This window comes from Blastococcus sp. SYSU DS1021 (assembly GCF_054050995.1).
On the sequence record NZ_JBJHAL010000020.1, the window covers coordinates 23,946 to 49,612 of the forward strand.

The window sequence follows — 25,667 nt, forward strand, 5'->3', positions numbered from 1 at the left end:
CGATGGGGTGACGGGCGCATGGTGCTGCCCTGCCCGGGCAGCCAGCATGGGTCCGTCCCGTTGTCGGAGCCGTGGAGGCGTCGTGCCCTACTCGCTGGTCAGTGCCGCCACCCTCGGCTTCGACCTCGTCCGTCTTCCGGGCGGCCGGGCCGTCGCCGAGGTGCTGCTCGCCGGACTGGGGGCCGACGAGCCGGCGATCAGCCGCCTCGCCGGCGTCCACCCCGCCCGCGGCCTGGACCGTGAGCAGCGCGGCGTACGGGCGGTCCGGTCGCGCCGGGCGCGGGAGATGGCCGCCGCGGTGCCCCACGTGCGCACCGCCGCCGACGCCGCCCAGGGCGCCGGGGACCGCACCGCCCTGCTCGTCCGCCAGCTGGAGATGGGCACCATCGGCGACGCCCCCACGCTGGAGCGGCTGCTCCGCGAGGACGTCCTGGGCCCCGAGCACGCCCTCTCCGGCCGGCTGGACGCCGACACCTGGGAGCAGGCCGCCGACGTCCTGGCCGACGCCGCCGTCGGCTTCTGGGCCGCTGGGGTGCTGCCGCCCCTCGTGCGCCGCGAGCTGACCGCCGCCTTCGACCGCGCCCTCGACACCGGCCCGCTGGCCGGCCCCGCCGGGTGGGGGCTGGAGCACGCCGCGGAACTGAACGGTTTCCTCGCCGCCGTGCGCGACCTGGACGACGCGGGGCGGTCGCGCTGGCGTGCGGCCGTGGACGAAGGGCGCGCCGCCCACCGTCCCTGGGCCACCGCGATGCACGAGGCCTCGTGGGGAGCGCACGTCTCCGGGCGCACCCGGGCGCTGGCCGCCGCGCAGCTGCTCGCCGTCCAGGCGTTCCTCGACGGCGGCTTCGACCTGCACGACGGCGCCGCCGGTGCCTGGAACGCCGTGGCCGGGTGCGTCCAGGCACTGGTCCTCGACGATCTGCTCGGCAGTGAGAGCGCCGCGGTGCTCCGCGCCCCCGGGCGTCGGGTCGGCATCCTGTCCTGACCGGCCGCTGCGGTCCGCATCGGTCCGCGATCCCCCGGTGGCCGACCATTTCCGGGGCACATGTCGACCACGACCGTCACGGTCGTCGAGTGGGCATTGTCGACACCCCATTGACGGCCAGAAAATAGCGTCAAACCTTTTCGCGTGTCGGCTGTAGCCCGGCCCTCTCCCGCCGAGACTCTGAGGCAGCACCAGCCCGCCCTGGTCGGGATCCACCACGACCAGGACGGGCTGCGGCGTTCCAGAGGGTCCGGCGTTCTCGTTCTCCTGTCCGCGCACCGTCCACGGCCATTCCCCGGAATGCCGAGAACGGTCGCCGGTCGGCAGCTCCGTCTTTCTCTGGCGCCGTGCTGCAGCATTCCTGGCGTCCGTTCCCGAACGAATCGGCGGACGTCGGGGGCCGTACCGCCGAAGGGCTCAAGCCCGACGCGGAGATGCCGATACAGACAACGAGCCCGCCGGTCGGCGCGGGCAGGGGCCAGGAGGACGTGTGAACCCGATCCGGGTGATGGTGGTCGACGACTCGGTCGTCGTCCGCAAGATCGTCACCGACGTGCTCTCCGCGGACCCGGGGATCGAGGTCGTGGGCACCGCCGTCAACGGCAAGGTGGCCCTCGGCAAGCTCGAGCAGCTCAAGCCCGACCTCATCACGATGGACATCGAGATGCCGGAGATGAACGGCATCGAGGCGGTGCGGGCCATCCGCGGCGCGCGCAACCGCGTGCCGATCGTCATGTTCAGCACGCTCACCGAGCGCGGCGCCACCGCGACGCTCGACGCGCTCTCCGCAGGCGCCAACGACTACGTGACCAAGCCGGCCAACGTCGGCAGCGTGGCGCAGTCCATGGAGAGCGTCCGCGAGCAGCTGATCCCCAGGATCAAGGCCCTCACCGGCCGGCCGATGACGCCGTCGCGGGCCACCGCCCAGGCGCCCCCGCCCCCGCCGCCGCGCCCGGCCGTGCCACGAACCGGGCCGGGCAAGAAGCCGGCGGTCCTGGTCATCGGGTCCTCGACCGGTGGACCCGAGGCTCTCGCCCGGGTCCTCCCCGCGCTGCCGGCCACCCTGCCCGTGCCGGTGCTGCTGGCCCAGCACATGCCGCCGGTGTTCACCCGGCAGTTCGCCCAGCGGCTCGACCGGCTGAGCCCGCTGCGCGTGGTGGAGGCCGTCGACGGCACCCCGCTGGTGCCCGGCACCGTGCACCTCGCCCCCGGTGACCACCACCTCGTCGTCCGCGCCAACGGCCGCGCAGGCTTCTCCACCTCGCTGAACCAGGGCCCTCCGGAGAACTTCTGCCGCCCGGCGGTCGACCCGCTCTTCCGCTCGGCGGTGGCCGCCTTCGACGGTGCCGTGCTCGGCGTCGTGCTGACCGGCATGGGCGCCGACGGGCGCAACGGCTGCGGCGAGATCCGCAACGCAGGCGGCACGGTCGTCGTGCAGGACCAGGCGACGTCGGTGGTCTGGGGCATGCCCGGCGCCGTCGCCCAGGCCGGCTACGCCGACGAGGTGCTGCCGCTCGACCGCGTCGCCGAAGCCATCCAGCGGCACCTCGCCGGTACCGCACCCCTGAACAACGCAACAGCTATGGCCGTGGGAGGTCGTCGATGAGCCTGACCGCGACCAGTTTCGACTGGGTCCGAGAACTCGTCCGCAAGGAGAGCGCCATCGTCCTCCAGCCGGGCAAGGAGTACCTGGTGGAGGCGCGTCTCCTCCCGATCGCCCGGCAGATGGGCCTCGCCGACGTCACCAAGCTGGTCGAGTCGGTGCGGACCCGGCCGAGCGCCGACGAGACCCGCAAGATCGTCGAGGCGCTCACCACCAACGAGACGTCCTGGTTCCGCGATGGTGACCCGTTCACCGCGCTGACCTCGACCGTGCTCCCGGCGCTGCTGCAGGCCCGCGGCCCGAGCGAGCGCCTGCAGATCTGGTCGGCCGCCTGCTCCAGCGGGCAGGAGCCGTACACGATCGCCATGCTTCTGGACGACGCGCTGCCGAACGCCGCCTCGCGCGTCTCGATCACCGCGACCGACCTCTCCCGCGAGATGGTGCAGCGCACGCGCGCCGGCCGGTTCAGCCAGCTCGAGGTCAACCGGGGCCTGCCGGCCCCCATGCTGGTCCGGCACTTCACCCGGGCCGGCACGGAGTGGGAGGTGTCGGCCAACCTCCGGCGGATGGTCAACGCCAGCGAGTGCAACCTGGCGGCGCCGCTGCCGCGGATGGGCCCGTTCGACGTGGTCTACCTGCGCAACGTCCTCATCTACTTCGACCTGCCCACCAAGCAGTCGATCCTCCGCCGCGTGCGGGACCTCATGCGACCCGACGGATGGCTGTTCCTCGGCGCCGCCGAGACCACCCTCGGCGTCGACGACTCCTGGGAGCGGGTCGTCATCGGCCGCAGCTCCGCCTACCGCCCACTGAAGGGGGCCTGACATGCGTGCCTTGGTGATCGACGACTCGCGCGCGATGCGCCGGATCGTCACCGGGATCCTCACCGGGTTCGGCTACGAGGTCCGGGATGCCGAGCACGGCCGCGCCGCCCTCGACGTGCTGGACGAGGGCTGGGTCCCCGACCTGGCGACCATCGACTGGAACATGCCGGTGATGGACGGGCTGCAGTTCGTCTCCGCCGTGCGCGCCAACCCGGCCTGGCGCCGGATGACCATGATGATGGTCACCTCGGAGAGCGAGCACACCCAGATCGTCCGCGCCCTGGCCGCCGGCGCCCACGAGTACATGATCAAGCCGTTCACCGCCGACGCCTTCCGCGACAAGCTCGCGCTGCTCGGCCTGCTCCCGCAGGAGGTCTCCCTGTGACCGCCATGGACACGGGCGAGCGTCGTCGCGCCGGCGACGCCCGCCCCGTCATCGCCGACCTGATCGACGGGGACACCGTCCTGTCGATCGCGCAGGAGGCCTGGATCTCGCTCGTCGGCGAGGACGAGGTGCTCGTCCCGGTGCCCGGTGACCTGCCCGCCGACATCCTGTCCAGCTGGGTCGACATCGTCGGCCCGTGGACCGGCAGCGTCGTGCTGACCACCGCCCGCGCCACCGCCGAGGAGCTCTCGCGTGCCCTGCTGCGCGAGCACGCTCCGGCTGTGCTCGACGGCGAGGACGTCGCGGATGCGTTCGGCGAGATCGCCAACGTGGTCGGCGGCAGCGTCAAGGCCGCGCTGCCCGGCCACTCGGCCCTGAGCCTGCCCCAGGTCGGCAACGCACCGCTGGTGCGCAACCCGGCCGACGTCTGCCGCATCGACGTCGTCTGGCGCGGCGAGCCGATCGCCATCTCCGTGCAGGGCGCCCTCCCGCCACTGCCTGTCCCCACCCCCACCCGCGAGAACGAGGTGTCCTTGTGAAGATCCTGATCGCCGACGACAGCCGCGTCATGCGGCAGATCGTCATCCGCACGCTGCGCCAGGCCGGCTACGACGACCACGACATCGTCGAGGCCGAGGACGGCGCCGACGCGCTGGCCAAGGTCTCGGCGGAGAAGCCGGACCTGGTCCTGTCCGACTGGAACATGCCCAACATGACCGGTATCGAGTGCCTGCAGGCGCTGCGGGCCTCCGGCTCGGCGGTCCCCTTCGGCTTCGTCACCTCCGAGGGTTCCCCGGAGATGCGGGAGAAGGCCGCGAACGCCGGCGCGCTGTTCCTCATCGCCAAGCCGTTCAACGAGGACACCTTCAAGGAGCACCTGGACGGGGTGATCGCATGACCGCCCCCGCCGGCACCGTGCAGCTGCCCGCCGCCAAGGACATCCGCGACATGCTCACCGGCCTGGTCGGCCGGCCGGTCACCGTCTCCCCCGGGGCGCCGGTGACGCCGACGCCGGAGAAGCCGGTGGCGGTCGCCGTCTACGTCGACCCCCAGATGGGCGTGAACGCGCTCTGCCTCATGGACCTGGGTGCGGCCGCCTACACCGGCTCCGCCCTCGCCCTGCTGCCCCCCGGGGGCGCGCAGGACGCGGTCGAGGAGGACGGCGAGCTCACTGGCATGCAGGTCGAGGCGCTGCACGAGGTGGTGAACGTGCTCTCCGCGCTGTTCAACACCGCGGGCGCCCCGCACTCGAAGCTGCACAAGCTGTACGCCCCGGGCGAGGAGCTGCCCGGTGACCTCGCCGGGATGCTCTCCGCCTTCAACCGGGTGGACCTCGCCATCGAGGTGCCCACCTACGGCAAGGGAGCGATCTCCTTCGTCGTGCCGTGAGGCGATGACATGGCGGTCCTCCGGACCGCACCGCGGTCAGGTGCCGTCCCCGGGCGGCGCTGAGCCGCTCCGTCATGGCATCCCGGACCCCTCCGGGGCCCACTCGCCGTGACGCACCGCGGCCGACGGTCGTGCACGGCGAGACCCCCGCCGCCTCCGGGCGACGGGGGTCTCGCCGTGTTGCACGTGGAACAGGTGGTCAGGTGAGAGCGGGCGCCCGGTTCTCGCTCTCGGTCGGCAGGCAGGCCCAGACGTGCTTGCACTCCTCGTCGACGTACCAGCCGTGCGCCACCGACAGGCGGGCCACCAGCTGCAGGCCCATGCCGCCCCGGGCCGGGTCGCGGTCGGCCGTGGGTGCGGGCATCGCCTCCGGCGCACGATCGCTCACGTCGAGCAGCCAGCCGCCGCTGCCGGCCACCACGGTGGCCACCACGGGGTGCTCCCCGTGGCGCAGGGCGTTGGAGGCCAGCTCGTCGAAGGCGAGCACCAGCTGCTCGCCGCACTCGTCGTCGGCGGGCGGGTGCCCCACGTCCCGGAGCCGGGAGCGGAGGGCCGCCCGGGCCGCAGGGAGCTCGGCAAGGGCGCCGAGCCGCCAGCGCCACACCTCGCCGCGTCCGTCCGGTAACGGTCGCACCGGCCACGCGAGTCGCCCCATGCCTCCCCCTCGACTCGGCTGCACGACCGTCTCGTGGTGCCCCGCCCGGGTGACTGTCAACCCCCTCGGGCGCGGTGGCGACGTGCTGTGTGCGGCATCACCCGCTCCCTCCCGGCAGGTGGGATCTCGTTCCCGGACCGTGCGCGCCTCGTGCGGCCGGGCCCGGTTCCCGGTGCGGTGCGGTGTGGCGCGGCCTGCGGGTGCAGGACTCCGTCAGTCCGGGTGGCGCAGCAGGTACCGGCCGAAGTGCGGCACGGTGAAGGCGATCTGGCCCCGCTCGGCGGAGTAGACCAGCCCCTTCTTGATCAGCGAGTCGCGGGCGGGGGAGAGGGACGCCGGCTTGCGGCCGAGGGCGACCGCGACCTCGGAGGTGGCCACCGCGGTGCCGCCGGGGCCGCCCAGCTCGGCCATGGCGTGCATGTACTCGCGCTCGGCGGGGGTGGCGCGGTCGTAGCGCGAGCCGAAGAAGCCGACGGCGAGCTCGGCCTCGGCGACCGGCGCGGCCATCGCGACGTCGGCGGGGGTGATGGGGGAGGAGGCGGCGACGTCCCAGGTGACCTTGCCGTAGGCCTGCACGAAGTAGGGGTAGCCGTCGGCCGCCTCGTAGAGGGCGTCCAGCGCGGCGGGCTCGAAGGTGACGTCCTCCCGTTCGGCGGGCGCGAGCAGCGCGCGGTCGGCGGCCTCGCGCTCCAGCCGGTCGATCCGCAGGTAGCGGAACAGCCGCTCCGAGTAGCTCTTCGAGGCCGAGAGCACCGCCGGCAGGTGGGGGAGCCCGGCGCCGACGACGATCAGCGGCGCCCCCTGCTGGGAGAGCTCGTGGCAGGCCGCGCAGATGGCCGAGACGTCGTCGGCCTGGATGTCCTGCATCTCGTCGATGAACAGGGCGATGCCGCTGCCGATGTCGGCGGCCACCCCGGCGGCGTCGCTGAGCAGCTCCACCAGGTCGATCTCCATGTCGCCGGAGTCGGCCCGCCCGGTCGCCGCGGGGACGTCGATGCCCGGCTGCCAGCGGTCGCGCACCTTGGCCTCCGGCGTGTTCACCCGCTGCGCGAAGGCCTTGACCACCCCGAGCACCTCGGCGACCGACTCCTGGTCGCCGTGGCGGGGCCCCAGCTCCCGCAGCGCCATGTGCAGTGCCGAGGAGATGGGGCGGCGCAGCGACTGCTCAGGCCGCGCCTCGATCTTGCCGGTGCCCCAGCCGCGCGAGATGGCTGCGGAACGAAGCTGGTTGAGCAGCACCGTCTTGCCCACGCCGCGCAACCCGGTGAGCACCAGCGACCGCTCCGGCCGGCCCCGGGCGATGCGCTCCAGGACGACGTCGAACGCGGAGAGCTCGCCGTCGCGGCCGGCCAGCTCGGGCGGGCGCTGGCCGGCGCCCGGGGCGTAGGGGTTCCGCACGGGGTCCATGCCGAGCACCGTATGGGCTTCTCTAGCGTTCGCCGTAGAGATTCGTAGAAGGCGCTCACCGCGTGTCGCGTGGGACGGGTGGTGCACCGGGGAGACCGCGCGCCGTCGCGAGGTCCGTATCGGTTCGTCTAGCGCAGTCGCTAGACGCAGTCATACGGCGCTCGCGAGACGGCCTCGCCGGGCACTCCCCGACGGTCGACCCCGCTCTGCGGCTCTCTAGCTCCAGAGCTAGACGGCGCCAGATGCACGGAGATCCCACGATCGGCCGCGCGCCGCCGCTAGCGTGACCACGTGATCAAGTTCGCGCTCAAGGTGGTCATCCTCGGGGCGGTCTTCTACGCCCTGACCTACTTCGACGTGCTCCCGGGGCTGGAGGTCGTGCCGAACCCCGACGCGCCACTGGGCGAGTTCGGCACCTACCTGTGGATTGCCCTCATCTTCGGCGTGGTCAACGCCATCGTGGGGCCGATCCTGCGCCTGCTGTCGCTGCCCTTCGTGCTGCTCACGCTCGGGCTGTTCCTGCTGCTGATCAACGCCGCGCTGCTGGGGCTCACCGCCGCGATCACCGATCGCCTGATGGTCGACGGCTTCGGCACGGCCGTCATCGGTGGGCTGATCCTCGCCGTGGCCGGCTGGGTCGCGGATCAGCTGCTCGACCGCTGAGCAGCCTCGTGCCCGCACTGGTCCCGCGCCGCCGTGACGACGGTCTCAGTGGGCAGTAGCGTGGCCTGACATGGCCAGTGACACCGGTGTCGCCCCGGGGACCCCGGTGCGCGACCGGGACGGCGGGCCGGGGGGCGGCTCCCTCACCGAGCTCGCCGCCCTCGAGGCCGGCCGCGACGAGAAGAAGCTGCTCCTGCGCGAGGCGGCCCGCGCCGCCGTCGCCGAGGCCGGCCGCGGGTCGCCGGCGCTCCCTCCGGGCTGCACCGCCGACGACCTGCCGGCGTTCCTGCGCCGGTACTACTGGAGCGAACCGGCCGAGGAGGTCCTCGCCACCGATCCTGCCCAGCTGGCCGCGCTCGCCCTCGGGCACCTCTCCCTCGCCGAGGTCCGCCCGGTCGGCGCAGCCATCGTCGACGTGCAGGCCGTCCCGCGCGGGCAGGGCGCCGGCCGGACGGTGATCCGGCTCGTCACCGACGACATGCCGTACCTGGTCGACTCGGTCACCGCCGAGGTGGTCCGCCAGGGATTCCGGCTCGAGCACGTGGTCCACCCGTTGCTGGTCGTCCGCCGCGACATCCGCGGCCGGATCACCGCCCTGTGCGACAGCCTGGACGCCGCTGCCTGCGGTGACGATGCCGTCGCCGAGTCGTGGATGGCCGTCGTGCTCGACGGCCCGCTGGACGGCGAGGCGGCCGGTGACCTGGTGACGGGCCTGCGCGCCGTCCTCGACGACGTGCGCGCCGTCCACGAGGACGGCGACCGGATGCGCGCCCGGATGGTCGCCCTCGCCGCCGAGCTCGACGAGCTGGGCCCGGTGAGCGGGGCCGGCCCGGAGGCTGCCGATGATCCCGCCGACGACCCCGCCGAGGCCGCAGCGCTGCTCCGCTGGCTCGCCGAGGGCAACTTCGTGCTCCTCGGCGCCCGCGACGTCGAGATCACCGCAGGAGTGGACGCCGTCGCCCGGCCGGTGCCCGGGACGGGCCTCGGAGTTCTCCGCAGCGACACCGACATGGCCCGCTCGGCGACCGCCCCGCCGGAGGCCCCGGGGCTCACCGGGCGCCACCGGCTCACGGTCACCAAGGCCGACACGCGCTCGACGGTGCACCGCCGGGCGTGGCTGGACCTGGTCGCCGTCACCCTGCCGCACAGCGATGGCGAGACCCGACGGCGCCGGTTCGTCGGGCTGTTCCCGTCCACCGCGTACGGCACGAGCGTGCTCGACGTCCCGCTCGTGCGCCGCCGCGTCGCCGAGGTGGTCCGCCGTTCCGGCGTCCCGGCCGACAGCCACACCGGCAAGCAGCTGCTCGACATCCTGGAGACCTACCCCCGCGACGAGCTGATGCAGGTGGGGGCCGACGAGCTCCTGCCGGTGGCGATGGCGGTCCTGCACCTGCAGGAGCGGCGCCAGACCCGCCTGTTCCTCCGGCAGGACCCGACCGGGCGGTTCTGGTCCGCGCTGGTCTACCTGCCGCGCGACCGGTACACCACCGAGGTCCGGCTCGCGATGCAGCGGCTGCTGCTCGAGCGGCTGGGCGGCTCCGGCATCGAGTTCACCGCCCGGTCCACCGAGTCGGTGCTCGCCCGGCTGCACTTCGTCGTCCGGTTGCCGGTGGGCAGGCAGCGCTCGGCGCCCCCGGTGGACGTGGACGTCGAGGGGCTGCAGGCCGAGTTGGCCGCGGTCGCGCGCAGCTGGACCGACGACCTGTCCGCTGCCCTCTCGGCGCGCTTCGGCGCGGACGCGGAGAGAGTGTTCTCCCGGGTCGCCGACGCCTTCCCCGCCGCCTACCAGGAGGACTTCCCCGCCGAGCGCGCCGTCGAGGACCTCGAGCGCCTGGACGGCCTTGCTCCCGGCGACCTGTCGCTGCGGCTGTGGACGCCGACCGGTGCGGCCCCGGGGGAACGCCGGCTGTCGGTGTACCGGGTCGGCGAGCGGCTGCTGCTCTCGCAGATGCTGCCCATGCTGCAGAACATGGGCGTCGACGTCGTCGACGAGCGGCCCTACGAGATCGACCGGATCGGGGCGCCACCCACCTGGATCTACGACTTCGGCGTCGCCGTCCCCCAGGTCGAGCTACCGCTGGTCCGCTCCCTGCCGGAGCGGTTCACCGAGGCCGTGGCCGCGGTGTGGCGCGGGGACGCCGAGGACGACGGCCTGGGCGCGCTGGTCATGCTCGCCGGGCTGAACTGGCGGCAGGTGACGGTGGTGCGGGCCTACGTGCAGTGGCTGCGCCAGGCCGGGCTGCCGTTCAGCCAGGCGTACGTCGAGCAGACCCTGGCCGCCCACCCCGGCGTGGTCGCCCGGCTGGTGGCGCTGTTCGAGACCCGCTTCTCGCCGGGCCGGGTGACCGGCCGCGACGCTCGGCAGGCCGATCTGGTCGAGGCGCTGCGCCGCTCGATCGGCGAGGTCGCCTCGCTCGACGCCGACCGGGTGCTGAGCTCCCTGCTGGCCGCGGTGACCGCCACCCAGCGGACGACGTACTACGCCACGTCGTCGACCCAGCCCACCCCCCTGGCTCTCAAGCTCGACCCGGCGGAGGTGCCCGATCTCCCCGAGCCCCGGCCCGCGCACGAGGTCTGGGTGAGCTCACCCCGCGTGATGGGCGTGCACCTGCGGTTCGGCAAGGTCGCCCGTGGCGGGCTGCGCTGGTCCGATCGCCGGGAGGACCTGCGCACCGAGGTGCTGGGGCTGGTGAAGGCGCAGATGGTGAAGAACACCGTCATCGTGCCCACCGGCGCGAAGGGTGGCTTCGTCGTCAAGCGCCCGCCGGGGGAGGGGGCCTCCCGCGAGGAGGTGCTCGCCGAGGGGCAGGCCTGCTACCGGCTGTTCATCGGCGCGCTGCTGTCCCTCACCGACAACCTGGTCGAGGGCCGGGTCGTCCCGCCGCCGAAGGTGGTCCGCCACGACGGCGACGACAGCTACCTGGTCGTCGCCGCGGACAAGGGGACGGCGACCTTCTCCGACCTGGCCAACGAGGTGGCGCTGGAGCGCGGCTACTGGCTGGGCGACGCCTTCGCCTCGGGCGGCTCGGTCGGCTACGACCACAAGGCCATGGGCATCACCGCCCGCGGGGCCTGGGAGTCGGTCACCCGCTACTTCCGCGAGCTCCACCTCGACGTCCAGCGCGACGACTTCACCGTCGTCGGCATCGGCGACATGTCCGGGGACGTGTTCGGCAACGGCATGCTGCTCTCCGAGCACATCCGGCTGGTGGCGGCGTTCGACCACCGGCACGTGTTCGTCGACCCCACGCCCGACGCCGCGACGTCGTTCGCCGAGCGCCGTCGGCTGTTCGCGCTGCCCCGGTCGTCGTGGGCGGACTACGACACCTCGCTGATCAGCGAGGGCGGTGGCGTCTGGCCGCGCACGGCCAAGACCGTGCCGGTGTCCGAGCAGATGCGGGTCGCCCTCGGGCTGCCCGGGAACGTGACGGCGCTGAGCCCGGTCGAACTGATCCGCGCGGTGCTGCTCGCGCCGGTGGACCTGCTGTTCAACGGCGGGATCGGCACGTACGTGAAGGCCGCGACCGAGAGCCACCTCGAGGTGGGGGACAAGGCCAACGACGCGGTGCGCGTGGACGGCGGGCAGCTGCGGGTCCGGGTGGTGGGGGAGGGCGGCAACCTCGGCCTCACCCAGCGGGGCCGGGTCGAGTACGCGCTGGCCGGTGGCCGGGTGAACAACGATGCCATCGACAACTCGGCCGGCGTCGACACCTCCGACCACGAGGTGAACATCAAGATCGCGCTGAACCGGGTGGTCGACGAGGGGCGGATCGACGCCGAGGGCCGGGCGGCGCTGCTCGGCGAGATGGCCGACGACGTCGCCGCCGCCGTCCTCACCGACAACCACGCGCAGAACGCGACCCTCGCCGGGGAGGCCGCGGCGGCGCGCAGCCTGCTGGACTCCCACGAGCGGTTCATCCGGTCGCTGGAGCGGTCGGGGCGGCTCAACCGTTCGGTGGAGGCGCTGCCCGACGCCCGCGGTCTGGCCGAGCGCCGTCGCGACGGGCAGGGGCTGACCAGCCCGGAGCTGTCGGTGCTGCTGGCCTACGCCAAGCTGCAGACCGGTGACGCCGTACTGGCCTCCCCGCTGCCGGACGACCCGGCCCTGGAGGAGCTGCTGATCGGCTACTTCCCCGCCCCGCTGCGCAACCGGTTCCCCGCCGCGGTCACCAGCCACCCGCTCCGCCGTGAGATCATCGCCACCGCGCTGACCAACCGGGCGGTCAACATCGCCGGCGTCACCGGCCTGTTCCGGCTGGGGGAGGAGACCGGCGTGCCGCTGCCGGCGGTCGTCCGGGCGCATGCGGTGGCGCGGGCGGTGTTCGGCATCGATGGCCTGTGGGACGCCGTCCGCCCGCTCGACAACCAGGTCTCCGCCGCCACCCAGGTCGAGGTGCGCACCGAGGCCACCCGGCTGGCCGAGCGGGCGACCCGCTGGCTGCTCCGCCAGCCCGACCTCACCGCGGAGACCGCGGCTCCCCTGGCGGAGGTCACCGCCCGGTTCGCCCCCGCGGTGGCGCAGGTGGCCGGCGGGCTGCCCGGTTGGCTGCTGGGCAGGGAGGCGGAGGCGTACGCGTCCCGGGCCGCCCGGCTGCAGGAGGCCGGCCTGCCCGCGGAGCTCGCAGCCCGCGTCGCGGCCGCACCGCTGATGCCCGCCGCGCTCGACCTCGCGGTGGTCGCCGAGCGCACCGGGGCACCCGTGGCCCTGGTCGGCCGGGTCATGCAGCGACTGGCCGAGCGGCTCGGCCTGGTCGCCCTGCGCGAGCAGGTGACCGCCCTGCCCCGCGACCGCCGCTGGCCCGCGATGGCCCGGGCCTCGCTGCGCGACGACCTCGCCATGGAGCAGTCCTCGCTGACCGAGGACGTGCTGAGCCTGCGCACCGCGGACACCGACGACGCAGACGAGCTGGTGTCGAGGTGGGAGGAGGGCTGGGCCGCCGCGCAGCACCGCGCGGCCGCCCAGCTGGCCGACATCACCGCCGGGGAGCGGCAGGAGCTCGCGGAGCTGCTGGTCGCCGTCCGCACCCTGCGCGGGCTGCGCCGACGCCGCCAGGCCCGGCGCCTGCCGCGCCCCGAGGAGAAGTAGCCGCCGCCGAATGACTCCGCGCCCTAGCGGGCAGGGTCGGGGCGTCCGCCGTCCCGACCTGAGGAGCCGCTGTGCCGCTGCGCCCGCTCGACCGCACCGACGGGTACCTGCCCATCGAGGACCACGGCCTGATCGGTGACGGCCTCACCTGCGCGCTGGTGGCCCGGGACGGCAGCATCCCCTGGCTGTGCCTGCCGAACTTCGACAGCCGGCCCTTCCTCGCCGGCATCCTCGACGCCGAGCGCGGCGGCAGCTTCGGCATCGCTCCGGCGGGGCTGCGGGAGTCGGCCCAGCGCTACCTGCCCGACACGGGGATCCTGGTGACCGAGCTGCAGGGCGCCGACGGGCGGCTGGAGCTCACCGACTGCATGACGCTGCGCTCGGGGTCCGACCTGGGCGAGCAGGTGCCGCCGGGGCGGGGGGAACTGCTGCGCCTGGCCCGGGCGGTCGGGGGTCGGGTGACGGTCGAGGTCCACCTCGACCCGCTCGACGGCGTCCAGGTGCGGCGCGAGCTCGGCGCGTGGCGCATCCTCTGGCCGGCCCACCCGGAGCTCGAGCTCTCCCTGTGGTGCTCGCACGAGTTGTCCGTCGACCGGACCGGCGCCCTGAGCGCCCGCGTGGAGCTCGACGACGGCGAGCTGCTCACCTGCACGCTGCACTGGTCGGGGCAGACGCACACCCGGTCGCGCACCGCGCCCCAGCGGCTGGTCGACCAGACCGCCGCCGCCTGGCGGGACTGGGCCGGGCGCATCCAGTACGACGGCCCGCAGCGGGAGCTCGTGCGCCGCTCCGCGCTCACGCTGAAGCTGCTCGACCACGCCTCCACCGGCGCGATCATGGCCGCGGCGACCTCCTCGCTGCCGGAGGCGATCGGCGGCGTGCGCAACTGGGACTACCGCTACACCTGGGTGCGCGACGCCGCCTTCACCACCTACGCCCTGCGCCGGATCAGGATGCACGAGGAGGCCGACTCGTTCCTGGCCTGGACGCTGCGCAACATCGAGCGCGACGACCGGGCGAGCATCGTCTACACCCTCGACGGCCGGCGCCCCGGCCTGGAGTGGCAGGACCTCACGCTCTCGGGGTACCGGGGATCGGGGCCGGTCCGGTGGGGCAACGGGGCGGCGCGGCAGGTGCAGCACGACGTCTACGGCGAACTGCTCGACGTCGCCTACCAGTGGGCGCGCGCCGGCGGCGAGGTGTCCCCGCCGCTCTGGCGCGCCCTGTGCGAGCTGACCGGCCAGGCGATCGCCAACTGGCGGACGCCGGACAACGGCATCTGGGAGATCCGCGCCGCGGGCCGGCCCTTCACCTACTCCGTCGCCCTGTGCCACGTCGCCGTCGACCGGGCGCTGCGCATCGCGGACCTCTGCGGGCTGCCGCACCCCCGGCGGGAGTGGCAGCGGGAGGCCGACCTGATCCGGGCGACGCTGCTCGAGCAGGCCTGGGACGACGAGCGGGGGACCTTCACCGAGCACCTGGCGCCGCCGGGGGAGGCGCAGCGGGGCGGGCTGGACGGCTCGCTGCTCACTCTGCCGCTGCGCCGGGTCGTCGCCGCGGACGACCCGCGCATGGTGGCCACCACCGAGGCGGTCCGCCGGCACCTCGACGCCGGCGACGGGCTGCTCTACCGGTACCTGCACGACGAGTCGCCCGACGGGTTGCCCGGGGGTGAGGGCGCCTTCCTGCTCTGCAGCTTCTGGCTGGTCGACAACCTGGCCGGTCAGGGCCGGCTCGACGAGGCGCACTCGCTGTACGACTCGCTGTGCGGGCGGGCCAACGAGGTCGGTCTGCTGGCCGAGGAGGTCGACCCCTCGACGGGTGCCTTCCTCGGCAACTTCCCGCAGGCGTTCAGCCACGTCGGGGTGATCACGAGCGGGTGGAACCTGGCTCGTGCCGAGTCGGCGCGGGCGGGGGAGGAGCGGGCATGAAGCGGTCGTTCGTCGTCCTCGGTGGGAGCGGTGACCTCACCGGCCGGTTGCTGCTGCCCGGGCTGGCCGAGCTCGTCGAGGCGGGAGTGCTCGACGAGGAGGTCGACGTCCTCGCGGTGAGCCGGGAGGAGTGGAGCGACGAGGACTACCGGGGGTGGGCGCGCCGCCGGCTGGACGCCCACGCCGCCCACGTCCCCGAGGGCACCCGGGACCGGGTCGTCGGTCGTCTCCGCCACGTCCGCGGGGACGTCACCGTGGGCGAGGACCTGCGCCGGGCGCTCGACCGGGTCGAGCACGTGCCGGTGGTCTACCTGGCGCTGCCGAACACCGTCTTCCGGCCGACCCTGGAAGCGCTGGTGGAGGTGGGGCTTCCCGACGGGGCGATCGTCGCCGTGGAGAAGCCGTTCGGCCGGGACGGGGCCGACGCGCGCGAGCTCAACCGCCTCCTCCACCAGCTGGCGCCGGAGGACGCCGTCTTCCGCATCGACCACTTCCTCGCCAAGCAGACGGTGCTCAACGTCCTGGGGCTGCGGTTCGCCAACCGGTTGTTCGAACCGGTGTGGAACGCCGCGCACATCGAGCGCGTGGACATCGTCTTCGACGAGACGCTGGGGCTGGAGGGCCGGGCCGGCTACTACGACACCGCCGGCGCCCTGCGCGACATGCTGCAGAACCACCTGCTGCAGCTGCTGGCCCTGGTGGCGATGGAGCCACCGCTGACCGTCGACGCGGCGGGGCTCGCGGCCCGCAAGGGCGACGTGCTGCGCGCCGTCCGGCCGCCGGAGGACGTGCGCCGGGACACCGTGCGCGCCCGGTACACCGCCGGCACCGTCGGCGAGCGGGCGCTGCCCGACTACGCCGTCGAGGAGGGCGTGGACCCGGACCGGGGGACCGAGACCTACGCCGAGTTCACCGTGACCATCGACAACTGGCGGTGGTCGGGCGTCCCGTTCCGCCTGCGGAGCGGGAAGGCACTGGGCGCCCAGCGGCGGGAGATCGTGATCCGCTTCCGGCCGGTCCCGCACCTCGCCTTCACCGACGAGGATCCCGAGCCCGACGTCCTGCGCATGCAGCTGGACCCCGACGGCATCGCGCTGGAGGTCAACCTCAACGGCGCCGGCGACCCGTTCGACCTCGAGCGGCGGACCCTGGACATCGCCCTGCCCCCGGCCGGGCTGTCGGCCTACGGGTTGCTGCTCCGGGAGATGCTGGCGGGCGACGCCGCGCTGTCGATCAGCGACGTCGAGGCCGAGGAGTCGTGGCGGATCGTGGAGCCGGCCCTCGCCGCGTGGGCGGCCGGCGAGGCGCCGTTGCTGGAGTACCCCGCCGGCTCCGACGGCCCCACCCCCGCTTGACGTGCGAGATCTGCACACCCGCCCCCATCAGGGACCTGATGCGGGCGAGTGTGCAGATCTCGCCCGGTCTAAGGAGATCTAGCTGGAGCGCTAGAACCAAGTAGACGAGCTCAGAGGGCCGGCCGGCGCTCGCCGAACCGGGTCGCCTGCTCGAACGCGTGCCCCACCTCGAGCACCCGCCGGTCGGCCCGGGCCGGGCCGATCACCTGCAGGCCGACCGGCAGCCCGTCCGCGGTGAAGCCGCCGGGCACCGACAGCGCCGGGCAGCCGGTGGCCGAGATGACCGTGCAGGAGCGCATCCACTCCAGGTAGTTGTCCTGGTGGACGCCGGCGATCTCGGTCGGGTACTCGATCTCCACCGGGAAGGGCAGCACCTGCGTCGTCGGGGCGAGCAGCACGTCGTACCGCTCGAAGAACGCGACCATCCGCTCGTGCAGCTTCGTGTGCAGCTGCTCCGCGCGGGCCAGGTCGGCGCCGGTGAGCTCCGCGCCCCGCGCCGCGTTCCAGCGGATCGACTCCTTGACCTGGTCCGGGTGGCGGCGGATCAGCTCGCCGAACGACGCGTCGAACAGCCACGCCCGCAGCGTGCCGAACACCTCGTCGGCGCCGGAGAGGTCGGGGCAGGCCTCCTCCACCGTCGCTCCCAGCGACTCGAACACCGCGATCGACGGCGCGAGCCCGGCGGTGATCGCGGGGTCGACGGTCACCTGCCCGCCGAGGTCGGGCGCCCAGGCCACCCGCAGCCCGTCCAGCCGCTCGGGCAGGGGTGCGGCGAACCCGGCGCCGGGCTCCTCCAGCGCGATCGGCACCCGGGGGTCCGGCCCGGCCAGCACCGACAGCTGCAGGGCGACGTCGGCCACGGTCCGCCCCATGGGCCCCTGCACCGAGAGGGTCGACCAGCCCATCGGCGCCGGCCAGGTGGGCACGCGGCCGGGGGTGGGCCGCAGCCCGACGACGTTGCAGAACGCGGCCGGGTTGCGCAGCGAGCCGCCCATGTCGCTGCCCTCGGCCAGGGGCACCAGCCCGGCCGCCAGCGCGGCCGCGGCCCCGCCGCTGGAGCCGCCGGCGGAGAGCCCGTGCCGGTAGGGGTTGTGGGTGGCGCCGAACACCGGGTTGAAGGTGTGCGAGCCCGCCGCGAACTCCGGCACGTTGGTCTTGCCCACGCGGATCGCCCCGGCGCCCACCAGGCGGGCCACCACCAGCTCGTCGGCGTCCGGCACGGTGTCGGCGTGCACCGGAGAGCCCCAGGTCGTGCGCATGCCCCCGGTGGCGTGGGTGTCCTTGTGCGCGACCGGGAGCCCGTGCAGCGGGCCGAGCGGCTCGCCGGCGGCCTGCGCGGCGTCGGCGGCGTCGGCGGCGGCCCGGGCGGCCTCGGCGTCCAGCGTCACGATCGCATTGACCCGCGGGTTCACCCGCTCGATGCGCCGCAGGTGCGCCTCGAGCAGCTCCCGGGCGGACACCTCCCGGCGGCGCACGAGTGCGGCCAGCTCGGTGGCGGGGCGGGTGCAGAGCTCGTCGTCGGCGGTCACCCCGGCAGCCTGCCAGAAGCCCGCGTGCGTGCGGGTGCGGCCTCCGGGGAACGATGACCGGTGATGACCGACGAACGCACCACTGCCGACGACGCGGGCTCCGCGGACACCACGAACGAGGGCACGACCTTCGAGGGCACCACCTTCGAGGACCTGGGCCTGCGCCCCGAACTGCTGAAGGCGCTCGGTGCCCTCGGCTACGAGGAGCCGACCCCCATCCAGCGCGAGGCCGTCCCGCCGCTGGCGGAGGGCCGGGACCTGCTGGGCCAGGCGGCCACGGGTACCGGTAAGACCGCCGCCTTCTCGCTGCCCGTGCTCCAGCGGATGCCGGCCCACCGCACCGACCGGGACCCGGTCGCGCTGGTGCTGCTGCCCACGCGGGAGCTCGCCGTCCAGGTGTCGGAGGCGCTGCACCGCTACGGCCGTGACCTGGGCGCCCGCGTGCTGCCCGTCTACGGCGGGGCACCGATCGTGCGGCAGCTGCGCTCGCTGGAGTCGGGCGTCGACGTCGTCGTCGCGACCCCCGGCCGCGCCCTCGACCTGCTCAACCGCGGCGCGCTGCACCTCGGCGAGATCGCGACCGTCGTGCTGGACGAGGCCGACGAGATGCTCGACATGGGCTTCGCCGAGGACCTCGAGGCGATCCTCGACGCGACCCCGGAGGAGCGGCAGACGGTGCTCTTCTCGGCCACGATGCCCCGCCGCCTGGACGCGCTGGCGCGCCGCCACCTCACCGACCCGGTGCGGATCACCATCGCCCGGGAGCGGGCGGCGCCCGGTACGGCGCCCCGCATCCGGCAGACCGCCTACGTCGTCCCCCGCGGTGCCAAGCCGGCCGCGCTGGGCCGGATCCTGGACGTCGAGGCGCCGACGGCGGCGATCGTCTTCTGCCGCACCCGCGAGGAGGTCGACTCCCTCACCGAGACCCTGAACGGCCGCGGGTACCGGGCCGAGGCCCTGCACGGCGGGATGAGCCAGGAGCAGCGCGACCGGGTGATGGGCCGGCTGCGCGGGGGGACCGCGGAGCTGCTGGTGGCCACCGACGTCGCGGCGCGCGGGCTGGACGTCGAGCAGCTCACCCACGTCGTCAACTACGACGTCCCGTCGGCGCCGGAGTCCTACGTGCACCGCATCGGCCGGGTCGGCCGGGCCGGCCGCGAGGGGGTGGCGATCACGCTCGCCGAGCCCCGGGAGCACCGGATGCTCAAGACCATCGAGCGGGTCGCGGGCGCGCCGATCGCCGTCGAGAAGGTGCCCACGGTCGCCGACCTGCGGGCCCGCCGGCTCGACCTCACCCGGGGCGCGCTGCGGGAGAGCCTGCTCACCGACGACCTGGACCGCTTCCGGGTGGTCGTCGAGACCCTCACCGACGAGTTCGACCTCATGGAGGTGGCGCTCGCGGCGGTGAAGCTCGCGCACGAGGCGGCCGGGCCGGTGGACGACGACGAGGAGATCCCCCAGGTCTCCTTCCGCCCGGAGCGGGACGGCGGGCGCGCGGGGGGCGGCCGGGACGGCGGGCGCCGGGACGAGCGCGGCGGCCGTCCGGCCGGGCGCTCCGGCGGCGCTCCGGGCGCGCGCCTGTTCGTGGGGGTGGGCCGGGACGCCGGCATCCGGCCGGGCGACCTGGTCGGCGCCATCACCGGGGAGACCGGGCTGACCGGGCGCGACGTCGGGTCGATCGAGATCCACCAGCGGTTCGCCCTGGTGGAGGTGCCCGAGTCCGCGGCCGACGAGGTCGTGCAGGCGCTGCGCGCCACGATGATCAAGGGGCGCAAGGCGCAGGTGCGGCGCGACCGCGGCCGCTGACCCACCGGCGGGCTAGGCCCCGGCCGGATCCTGGGGCACGGTGGGCGGCACCCGGACCGGTCCGGCCTCGGCCGGCCGGGGGCGGTCCTGGGGGTGCAGCCGGACCGCGACCAGCGCGACGTCGTCCTCGGGCCGGCCGTGCACCAGCCGGTCGAGCAGTTCGTCCAGCAGGTGCTGCAGCGGCAGGTCGGCCAGCTCGACCACCGCCTCGCGCAGCCGCTGGATCCCCTCGTCGAGGTCGGAGTCGCGGCGCTCGACGAGCCCGTCGGTGTAGAGCAGGACCGTCGAGCCGCGCTCGAGCGTGGCCACCGTCTCCCGCCGCTGGGTGCTGGGGTCGACACCGAGCAGCAGGTCGCCGGTCCACTCGCCGAGCTCCGCCACCTTGCCGTCCGGGGTGAGGACCAGCGGCGGCAGGTGCCCGGCGTTCGCCCAGCGCATCCTGGTGATGCCCTGGCCCAGCTCCTCGGGGGTTTGCTCGAACCGGGCCACGGCCGCGGTGGCCAGCGTCGGGATCTGCAGCGTCGTCATCGAGGCGTCGAGCCCGCGCAGGACCTCGCCGGGGCCGGCGTCGCTGTAGGTGGCGACCCCGCGCAGCAGCCCGCGCAGCTGCCCCATGGCGGCCGCGGCCTCGGTGTCGTGCCCGACGACGTCGCCGATGACCAGCATCGTCGAGCCACCTGGCTGCAGAAAGGCGTCGTACCAGTCCCCGCCGACCCGGGCGGCCTCCGCGGCGGGGAGGTAGCGCACCGCGATCTCGGCGTGGTCGGGCTCGGGGGGCTCGGTGAGCAGGCTGCGCTGCAGCCCCTCGGCGAGTTGCTGCTGGGCGGTGTACAGGCGGCCGTTGTCCAGGGCCAGACCGGCGCGGTCGGCGGCCTCCTGGGCGGTGGCCAGGTTCTCCGCCTGGGTCGGGGTCGCACGGGTGTAGTAGACGGTGAGCAGGCCCAGCGTGCGGTTGCGCCCGCGCATGGGCAGGACGACGGCCTCGCGGGGGCCGAGCCGGGCCAGCAGGTCCCTGGCCTCGCCCGGGGCCATGAGCTCCAGCACCGCGGCCCCGTCGCTGCGCTGCTGCTCACCGGTGCGCAGCGCGATCGCGGCCGGCGAGTCCGGCGGCATCGAGTCCATCCGCACGCTCCGGTACCGCTCCAGCACCGGGCACATCGCGGGGTCGGCGTGCCAGCCGCCGACGTCCCGCGGCCGGCCGTCCTCGTCCACGATCGTGACGATGCAGAAGTCGGCGAGCGCCGGCACGACCAGCTGGGGCAGGTGCGCCATCGCTGCCTGCTGGTCCAGGGCGCCGGCCAGGTCGGCGCTGACGCGTGCCAACAGCGCCAGTCGCTGGGCCGACCGCTCCGCCTGCTCCTGCATCCGGCGGCGCTCGGTGACCTCGAGGAAGTACACCGAGAGCCCGTCGGGGCTCGGCCAGGCGCGCAGCTCGTACCAGCCGTCCAGCGGGGCCGGGTAGTAGGCGTCGAACGACACCGGCTCGCCGGTGCGGACCGCCTGGTCGAAGCCGTCCTCGAAGACGCTGTTGAGCGCGTCCGGGAAGGCCTCCCACAGCACGCGGCCGAGCAGCTCGTCGCGGGTCACCTGCAGCAGCCGCTCGGCCTCGGCGTTCACGTGGGTGAACCGCCAGTCGCGGTCGAGGCTGTAGAAGCCGGCGGGCATCGCCTCGAGCACCCGGGTGACCAGGGTGGCCGCCTCCCGCTCGCCGGTGATGTCGAAGGCGGCGCCGAGCAGGCGGACGGCGGAGCCGTGGCGGTCGGGCAGCGCCCGGCCGCGGGCGTGCACCCACCGGGTCTCGCCGTCGGGTCGGACCACGCGGTAGGTCGCGTCGAAGTCGCCGCACTCGTCGATGGCGTTCTGCAGCGCCTCCCCGACCGGCTCCAGGTCGTCCGGGTGTAGCCGCGCGTTGAACGCCTCGATCGTCTGGTCGAAGCCCTCGGCGTCGTAGCCGAACAGCGTGATCAGCTGCTCGTCCCAGATCAGCTGCCCGGTCGCCAGGTCCCAGTCGAACGTGCCGACCTCGCCGGCCTCGGTCGCCAGCTCCCAGCGCACCCGGTCGTTCTCGGACCGCCGCAGCAGCGCCGAGAGCTCGAGCTCGGTCATCACCGAGCCGGCCAGCTCGCGGAGCGTGTCGATCTCCGACGCGGCCCACGGCCGCGGCTCGGGGTCGAAGACGCAGAGCGCGCCGACGACGGCACCCGAGGCGTCGGTGAGCGCGATGCCCAGGTAGGAACCGACGGCGCCGGCCCGGACGGGCGGGAGGTCGCGGACGCGCTCGTCCGACCGGGCGTCGGGAACGACGAGCGCCTCCCCCGCGGGCAGCGCGGCGGTCACCGTGCAGAGGGATTCCTCGAGCGGTCCGGTGGTGCCCACGGCGGCGGCGCCGGTGCCGGCGGCGACGTGCTGGATGTCCACCAGCAGAGAGACCTGGCTCCCGCTGGTGCCCAGGAGCCGGGCGGCGAGCGCCGCGAGGCGGTCCAGGCCGGTGAGGTCCCCGTACGGGAGGACGGCGCGGGCAGCCGCCACCCGGGCGGGATCCTGCCGCAGCTGGGCCGCCGACCAGGCGCCGAGGGTCGCTGCCGCGCCGACCGTGCGGTCCGATCCGTCCACCGAAGCCCTTCTGCCCCGGCGGTCGCCGGATCCGTGACACCGGGCGCCGCACTGTTCGGGCGCACCGGATCACCGCAGTTATGTCACGACTAGCCGGTTGCGTGCAACCAACTGCTCGGTATGGGCGGGAGAGATGGGCCTCACCGGGCGGGCACGACCAGGGTCAACGCCGTGCCGCCGTCATGTTCCACGTGCAACCCCGCCCGCCTCAGCAGTCCCCTGAGCCGCACGACGTCGTCCGGCTCGGCCGTCGTGCTGGCGAGCAACCGGGCCACCCGGCCCTTGTGCGCCTTGTTGAAGTGGCTCACCACCGCGCGGGTGCCGTCGGGCCGTTCGCTCAGCACGGTGACCGTGACCGCGCCGGGCGCGGGGGCCAGCGCCGCGTAGGAACCGCTGCGCAGATCGACGACGAGCCCCTCGACGCCGTCGAGCACCGGCCCGAGCGCCGGCCGCCACAGGGCGCGCAGGGTGGGCCGACCGGGCAGCGTGGAGCCCGCCGACAGGCGGTAGGCCGGGATCCGGTCCCCGCCGGCGACCAGGCCGAACAGCGCCGACCCCACCGCCAGCCGGCGGTCGGCGCGGGCCCGTTGCGCCCGGGAGAGGGAGCCGATGTCCAGGGCGTCGTAGAGGACGCCCGTGTAGCGCTGCAGGGCCGGGAGCGTGCTGGCGGAGAAGAGGGCCGCGTTGCGGGCGATCTCCTCGTCCTGCTTCGGGGAGAGCCCGAGCGCCGCCCGGGAGGCCGGGACGTCGCCGGCGAGCTCCACCAGCGCCTCGGTGAGCTGGGTCCGCACCGGGGTGAGCTGCGGCGCGGTGAGCGCGGCGAGGTCGAGCGGAGGGCCGTCACCGCCGGGGGCCTTGGTCTCCGACGGGGGCAGCAGGACGAGCACGAGGCGCCAGCCTAAGCGCCCGTCAGCTCAGGTCGACCACCACCGGGGCGTGGTCGCTCGCGCCCTTCCCCTTGCGCTCCTCGCGGTCGATGAACGCCCCACCGACCCGCGCGGCCAGCGCCGGGGACCCCAGGACGAAGTCGATGCGCATGCCCTCGCGCCGGGGGAAGCGCAGCTGCGTGTAGTCCCAGTAGGTGTAGACCCCCGGGCCGGGGGCGTGCGGGCGGACCACGTCGGCGTACCCGGCGTCGACCACCGCCTGGAAGGCCGCCCGCTCCGGGGCGGAGACGTGCGTCGACTGGCTGAACACCGACATGTCCCAGACGTCGTCGTCCTGCGGGGCGATGTTCCAGTCGCCGACGAGGGCGACCTGCGCGGCGGGGTCCTCGGCCAGCCAGCCCGCCGCCGTGTCCCGCAGGGCGGCCAGCCACTCCAGCTTGTAGGTGTAGTGCGGGTCGGCCAGCGTGCGCCCGTTGGGCACGTAGAGGCTCCACACCCGGACGCCGGCGCAGGTGGCGGCCAGCGCCCGCGCCTCGCAGGTGGTCTCCTCGCCCCAGCACGGCTGACCGGGGAAGCCGACGGTGACGTCCTCCAGCCCCACGCGGGACAGGATCGACACCCCGTTCCACTGCGAGTAGCCGACGTGCGCGACCTCGTAGCCGAGCGCCGTGAACCGGTCCAGCGGGAACTGGTCGTCCCGGCACTTGGTCTCCTGCATGGCCAGGACGTCGACGTCGTGCCGCTCCAGGAAGGCCGCGACGCGGTCGGCGCGGGTGCGGATCGAGTTCACGTTCCAGGTGGCCAGGCGCACGACCCGGAGCTTACGGAGAGCCACCGACGGAGCGGCCCGGCCGCCCCGGGTGTCGGTGTCGCCGGATCGGGCGGACCTGCCCGGAGGGCCGGCCGCGGGCGTCCCGACCTGGCCGAACGGTGGGAGCATGGCCGCGTGAGCTGGGCTGGCGCGGAGGGCGTGGGATGACCGTCGGGACGACACCTCCCGCCCCGCAGCGTGGAGCGCGGGCGTCGGGGGCCGTTCCGCGGCGCGGGTTCGGCGCCGCCCTCGGCTGGACCGTCCTCGGCGCGCTGGTGCCCGGCGTCGCGCTGCTCGCCGCCGGCCGCCGACGGCTCGGCGCGGTCGTCCTCACCGTCTTCCTCCTCCTGGCCGCCGCCGCCGGGTGGCTGGCCACCGGGGGACAGCGGTTCGCCGCCCGCACCCTCGTCGACACCGACGTCCTGCTCTGGACCACCATCGGCATCGGCGTGCTGGCCGCGCTGTGGATCGCCGTCGTCGTGGCCGGCTACCGGATGCTCGTGCCGGCCGGCACGTCGCGCGGGCGGCGCGTCGCCGGCGGGTTGGTCGTGGCGGTGCTCGTCGTGGCGATCGTCGTCCCGGCCGTCTTCGTGGGGCGCCTGGCGACGACGTCGCGGGACCTCATCGCCGGTGTGTTCGACGACGACCGGAGGTCGGCCACCGTCGACGAGGAGCCGGACGACGGCACCGCCGAGCTCTTCGGTGGGCGCGAGCGGGTGAACGTGCTGCTGCTGGGGGGCGACGGCGGGGAGGGGCGTGAGGGCGTTCGCACCGACACGGTCATCGTGGCCAGCACCGACACCGCCACCGGCGAGACCCTCCTGTTCAGCCTGCCCCGCAACCTCCAGGACCTGCCGTTCCCCGAGGACAGCCCGCTGGCCGAGCTCTACCCCGAGGGCTTCGACGCCGGCAGCGAGAGCGAGAGCCTCCTCAACGCCGTCTACCGCAACGGCCCGGCCTGGTACCCCGACGCCCTCGGCCCCACCGACGACCCGGGCGCCGACTTCCTGAAGCTGGGCGTCGGGGAGGCCCTCGGCCTGCGGATCGACTACTTCGTGCTGGTCAACCTTGAGGGGTTCAGCCGGCTGGTCGACGCGCTCGGTGGGATCACGGTCAACGTGAACTACTACGTGCCCATCAACGGCGACCCGGGCACCGGCGAGCTGCCCGACGACTACATCGAGCCAGGGCCGGACCGCCGCATGGACGGGTACACCGCGCTGCAGTTCGCCCGGGGCCGGTTCGGGTTGAGCGACTACGACCGCATGGCGCGGCAGCGCTGCACCATCTCCGCGATCGTCGACGCCGCCGACCCGGTGACGCTCCTGCAGCGCTACCAGCAGCTGGCCGCGACCACCGAGGACATCGTCAGCACCGACATCCCGCGCTCGCGGCTCGACGACTTCGTCGACCTGGCCTTCCTCGTGAAGGACGCCGAGATCCGCAGCGTCGTGTTCGACCCCTCGGTGATCGATCCCGCGTATCCGGACTACGACCGGATCCGGCAGCTCGTGCAGGAGGCGATCGACCCGCCGCCGGCGCCTGCGCCTGCGCCGCCGGGGGACGGGGCGCCGGGGGCGGAAGCCCCTGGACCGCCGGAGGCCCCCGAGCCGGAGGACGACCCGGTCATCGACGTCGCCGACGCCTGCGCCTACGACCCGGCCCGTGCGGCCGAGGCGCGCGCGGAGGGCGAGCCGCCGACCAAGTGAGCACCCGGGCGGATGCCGGACGGCCCAGG

Annotated in this window: 19 protein-coding genes; 13 read left to right on the forward strand and 6 right to left on the reverse strand. The window is 74.4% G+C overall.

Features of this window, described 5'->3' with window-relative positions:
• Positions 1–82 precede the first annotated feature (82 nt).
• The 7 genes from ACI8AP_RS15010 to ACI8AP_RS15040 all read left to right on the forward strand — a co-directional run bounded on the left by ACI8AP_RS15010 (position 83) and on the right by ACI8AP_RS15040 (position 5,186).
• The gene (locus ACI8AP_RS15010; RefSeq protein ID WP_456590159.1) at positions 83–985 is read left to right on the forward strand and encodes a hypothetical protein; all 903 of its coding nucleotides are present in this window, start codon (positions 83–85) and stop codon (positions 983–985) included.
• Positions 986–1,475: 490 nt separating this feature from the next.
• Complete coding sequence (locus ACI8AP_RS15015) at positions 1,476–2,591, forward strand: protein-glutamate methylesterase/protein-glutamine glutaminase (RefSeq protein WP_456590160.1); 1,116 nt, start codon at positions 1,476–1,478, stop codon at positions 2,589–2,591.
• Positions 2,588–3,412, forward strand: coding sequence for a CheR family methyltransferase (locus ACI8AP_RS15020; RefSeq protein WP_456590161.1), 825 nt, complete (start codon positions 2,588–2,590; stop codon positions 3,410–3,412). The genes ACI8AP_RS15015 and ACI8AP_RS15020 overlap by 4 nt, the downstream gene beginning before the upstream one ends.
• A gap of 1 nt (position 3,413) precedes the next feature.
• On the forward strand, positions 3,414–3,797 hold the full coding sequence (locus tag ACI8AP_RS15025) for a response regulator (RefSeq protein ID WP_456590162.1): 384 nt from the start codon (positions 3,414–3,416) through the stop codon (positions 3,795–3,797).
• A gap of 5 nt (positions 3,798–3,802) precedes the next feature.
• Positions 3,803–4,336: a chemotaxis protein CheX gene (locus tag ACI8AP_RS15030; protein ID WP_456590220.1), complete on the forward strand. Its 534-nt coding sequence runs from the start codon at positions 3,803–3,805 to the stop codon at positions 4,334–4,336.
• Positions 4,333–4,695 (forward strand): response regulator, encoded by a 363-nt coding sequence (locus ACI8AP_RS15035; protein ID WP_456590163.1) that lies wholly within the window; start codon positions 4,333–4,335, stop codon positions 4,693–4,695. The genes ACI8AP_RS15030 and ACI8AP_RS15035 overlap by 4 nt, the downstream gene beginning before the upstream one ends.
• Complete coding sequence (locus ACI8AP_RS15040) at positions 4,692–5,186, forward strand: hypothetical protein (RefSeq protein WP_456590164.1); 495 nt, start codon at positions 4,692–4,694, stop codon at positions 5,184–5,186. Before ACI8AP_RS15035 ends, ACI8AP_RS15040 begins: the two co-directional genes overlap by 4 nt.
• Positions 5,187–5,385: 199 nt before the next feature.
• Here the strand turns inward: ACI8AP_RS15040 and ACI8AP_RS15045 are convergent, their stop codons facing one another.
• Positions 5,386–5,841 carry an ATP-binding protein gene (locus tag ACI8AP_RS15045; protein WP_456590165.1) on the reverse strand — a complete coding sequence of 152 codons (456 nt, stop codon included), beginning with the start codon at positions 5,839–5,841 and terminating at the stop codon, positions 5,386–5,388.
• Positions 5,842–6,054: 213 nt separating this feature from the next.
• A complete protein-coding gene (locus ACI8AP_RS15050; protein WP_456590166.1) occupies positions 6,055–7,248 on the reverse strand; it encodes an AAA family ATPase in 1,194 nt (397 codons plus the stop codon).
• Between the two features lie 291 nt (positions 7,249–7,539).
• On the opposite strand from ACI8AP_RS15050, the gene ACI8AP_RS15055 reads away from it, so the two are divergent.
• The 4 genes from ACI8AP_RS15055 (at position 7,540) to ACI8AP_RS15070 (ending at position 16,283) form a co-directional block, all read left to right on the forward strand.
• On the forward strand, positions 7,540–7,911 hold the full coding sequence (locus ACI8AP_RS15055) for a phage holin family protein (RefSeq protein WP_456590167.1): 372 nt from the start codon (positions 7,540–7,542) through the stop codon (positions 7,909–7,911).
• 70 nt (positions 7,912–7,981) lie between these two features.
• Positions 7,982–12,997 (forward strand): NAD-glutamate dehydrogenase, encoded by a 5,016-nt coding sequence (locus ACI8AP_RS15060; RefSeq protein WP_456590168.1) that lies wholly within the window; start codon positions 7,982–7,984, stop codon positions 12,995–12,997.
• Positions 12,998–13,068: 71 nt separating this feature from the next.
• Positions 13,069–14,928, forward strand: coding sequence for a glycoside hydrolase family 15 protein (locus ACI8AP_RS15065; protein WP_456590169.1), 1,860 nt, complete (start codon positions 13,069–13,071; stop codon positions 14,926–14,928).
• Positions 14,925–16,283 (forward strand): glucose-6-phosphate dehydrogenase, encoded by a 1,359-nt coding sequence (locus ACI8AP_RS15070; protein ID WP_456590170.1) that lies wholly within the window; start codon positions 14,925–14,927, stop codon positions 16,281–16,283. Before ACI8AP_RS15065 ends, ACI8AP_RS15070 begins: the two co-directional genes overlap by 4 nt.
• Before the next feature lie 110 nt (positions 16,284–16,393).
• Here the strand turns inward: ACI8AP_RS15070 and ACI8AP_RS15075 are convergent, their stop codons facing one another.
• A complete protein-coding gene (locus tag ACI8AP_RS15075) occupies positions 16,394–17,812 on the reverse strand; it encodes an amidase (RefSeq protein ID WP_456590171.1) in 1,419 nt (472 codons plus the stop codon).
• A gap of 63 nt (positions 17,813–17,875) precedes the next feature.
• On the opposite strand from ACI8AP_RS15075, the gene ACI8AP_RS15080 reads away from it, so the two are divergent.
• The gene (locus tag ACI8AP_RS15080) at positions 17,876–19,618 is read left to right on the forward strand and encodes a DEAD/DEAH box helicase (protein WP_456590172.1); all 1,743 of its coding nucleotides are present in this window, start codon (positions 17,876–17,878) and stop codon (positions 19,616–19,618) included.
• Between the two features lie 12 nt (positions 19,619–19,630).
• Here the strand turns inward: ACI8AP_RS15080 and ACI8AP_RS15085 are convergent, their stop codons facing one another.
• The 3 genes from ACI8AP_RS15085 to ACI8AP_RS15095 form a co-directional block, all read right to left on the reverse strand.
• Positions 19,631–22,231 (reverse strand): SpoIIE family protein phosphatase, encoded by a 2,601-nt coding sequence (locus tag ACI8AP_RS15085; protein ID WP_456590173.1) that lies wholly within the window; start codon positions 22,229–22,231, stop codon positions 19,631–19,633.
• A 140-nt stretch (positions 22,232–22,371) separates the two neighbouring features.
• Positions 22,372–23,118, reverse strand: a complete 747-nt coding sequence (gene yaaA, locus ACI8AP_RS15090) for a peroxide stress protein YaaA (RefSeq protein WP_456590174.1) — start codon at positions 23,116–23,118, stop codon at positions 22,372–22,374.
• Positions 23,119–23,140: 22 nt separating this feature from the next.
• Positions 23,141–23,929: an exodeoxyribonuclease III gene (locus tag ACI8AP_RS15095; protein ID WP_456590175.1), complete on the reverse strand. Its 789-nt coding sequence runs from the start codon at positions 23,927–23,929 to the stop codon at positions 23,141–23,143.
• Between the two features lie 164 nt (positions 23,930–24,093).
• Here ACI8AP_RS15095 and ACI8AP_RS15100 point away from each other — a divergent pair, with 164 nt between their 5' ends.
• A complete protein-coding gene (locus tag ACI8AP_RS15100; protein WP_456590176.1) occupies positions 24,094–25,638 on the forward strand; it encodes an LCP family protein in 1,545 nt (514 codons plus the stop codon).
• Positions 25,639–25,667: the final 29 nt, after the last annotated feature.

What these genes read in the sequence shown, in the direction of transcription:
- ACI8AP_RS15050 (WP_456590166.1), bottom strand. Translation starts at nt 7,248, where the DNA reads ATGGACCCCGTGCGGAACCCCTACGCCCCGGGCGCCGGCCAGCGCCCG.
- ACI8AP_RS15030 (WP_456590220.1), top strand. Translation starts at nt 3,803, where the DNA reads ATGGACACGGGCGAGCGTCGTCGCGCCGGCGACGCCCGCCCCGTCATC.
- ACI8AP_RS15070 (WP_456590170.1), top strand. Translation starts at nt 14,925, where the DNA reads ATGAAGCGGTCGTTCGTCGTCCTCGGTGGGAGCGGTGACCTCACCGGC.
- ACI8AP_RS15040 (WP_456590164.1), top strand. Translation starts at nt 4,692, where the DNA reads ATGACCGCCCCCGCCGGCACCGTGCAGCTGCCCGCCGCCAAGGACATC.
- ACI8AP_RS15100 (WP_456590176.1), top strand. Translation starts at nt 24,094, where the DNA reads ATGACCGTCGGGACGACACCTCCCGCCCCGCAGCGTGGAGCGCGGGCG.
- ACI8AP_RS15060 (WP_456590168.1), top strand. Translation starts at nt 7,982, where the DNA reads ATGGCCAGTGACACCGGTGTCGCCCCGGGGACCCCGGTGCGCGACCGG.
- ACI8AP_RS15025 (WP_456590162.1), top strand. Translation starts at nt 3,414, where the DNA reads ATGCGTGCCTTGGTGATCGACGACTCGCGCGCGATGCGCCGGATCGTC.
- ACI8AP_RS15020 (WP_456590161.1), top strand. Translation starts at nt 2,588, where the DNA reads ATGAGCCTGACCGCGACCAGTTTCGACTGGGTCCGAGAACTCGTCCGC.
- ACI8AP_RS15045 (WP_456590165.1), bottom strand. Translation starts at nt 5,841, where the DNA reads ATGGGGCGACTCGCGTGGCCGGTGCGACCGTTACCGGACGGACGCGGC.
- ACI8AP_RS15080 (WP_456590172.1), top strand. Translation starts at nt 17,876, where the DNA reads ATGACCGACGAACGCACCACTGCCGACGACGCGGGCTCCGCGGACACC.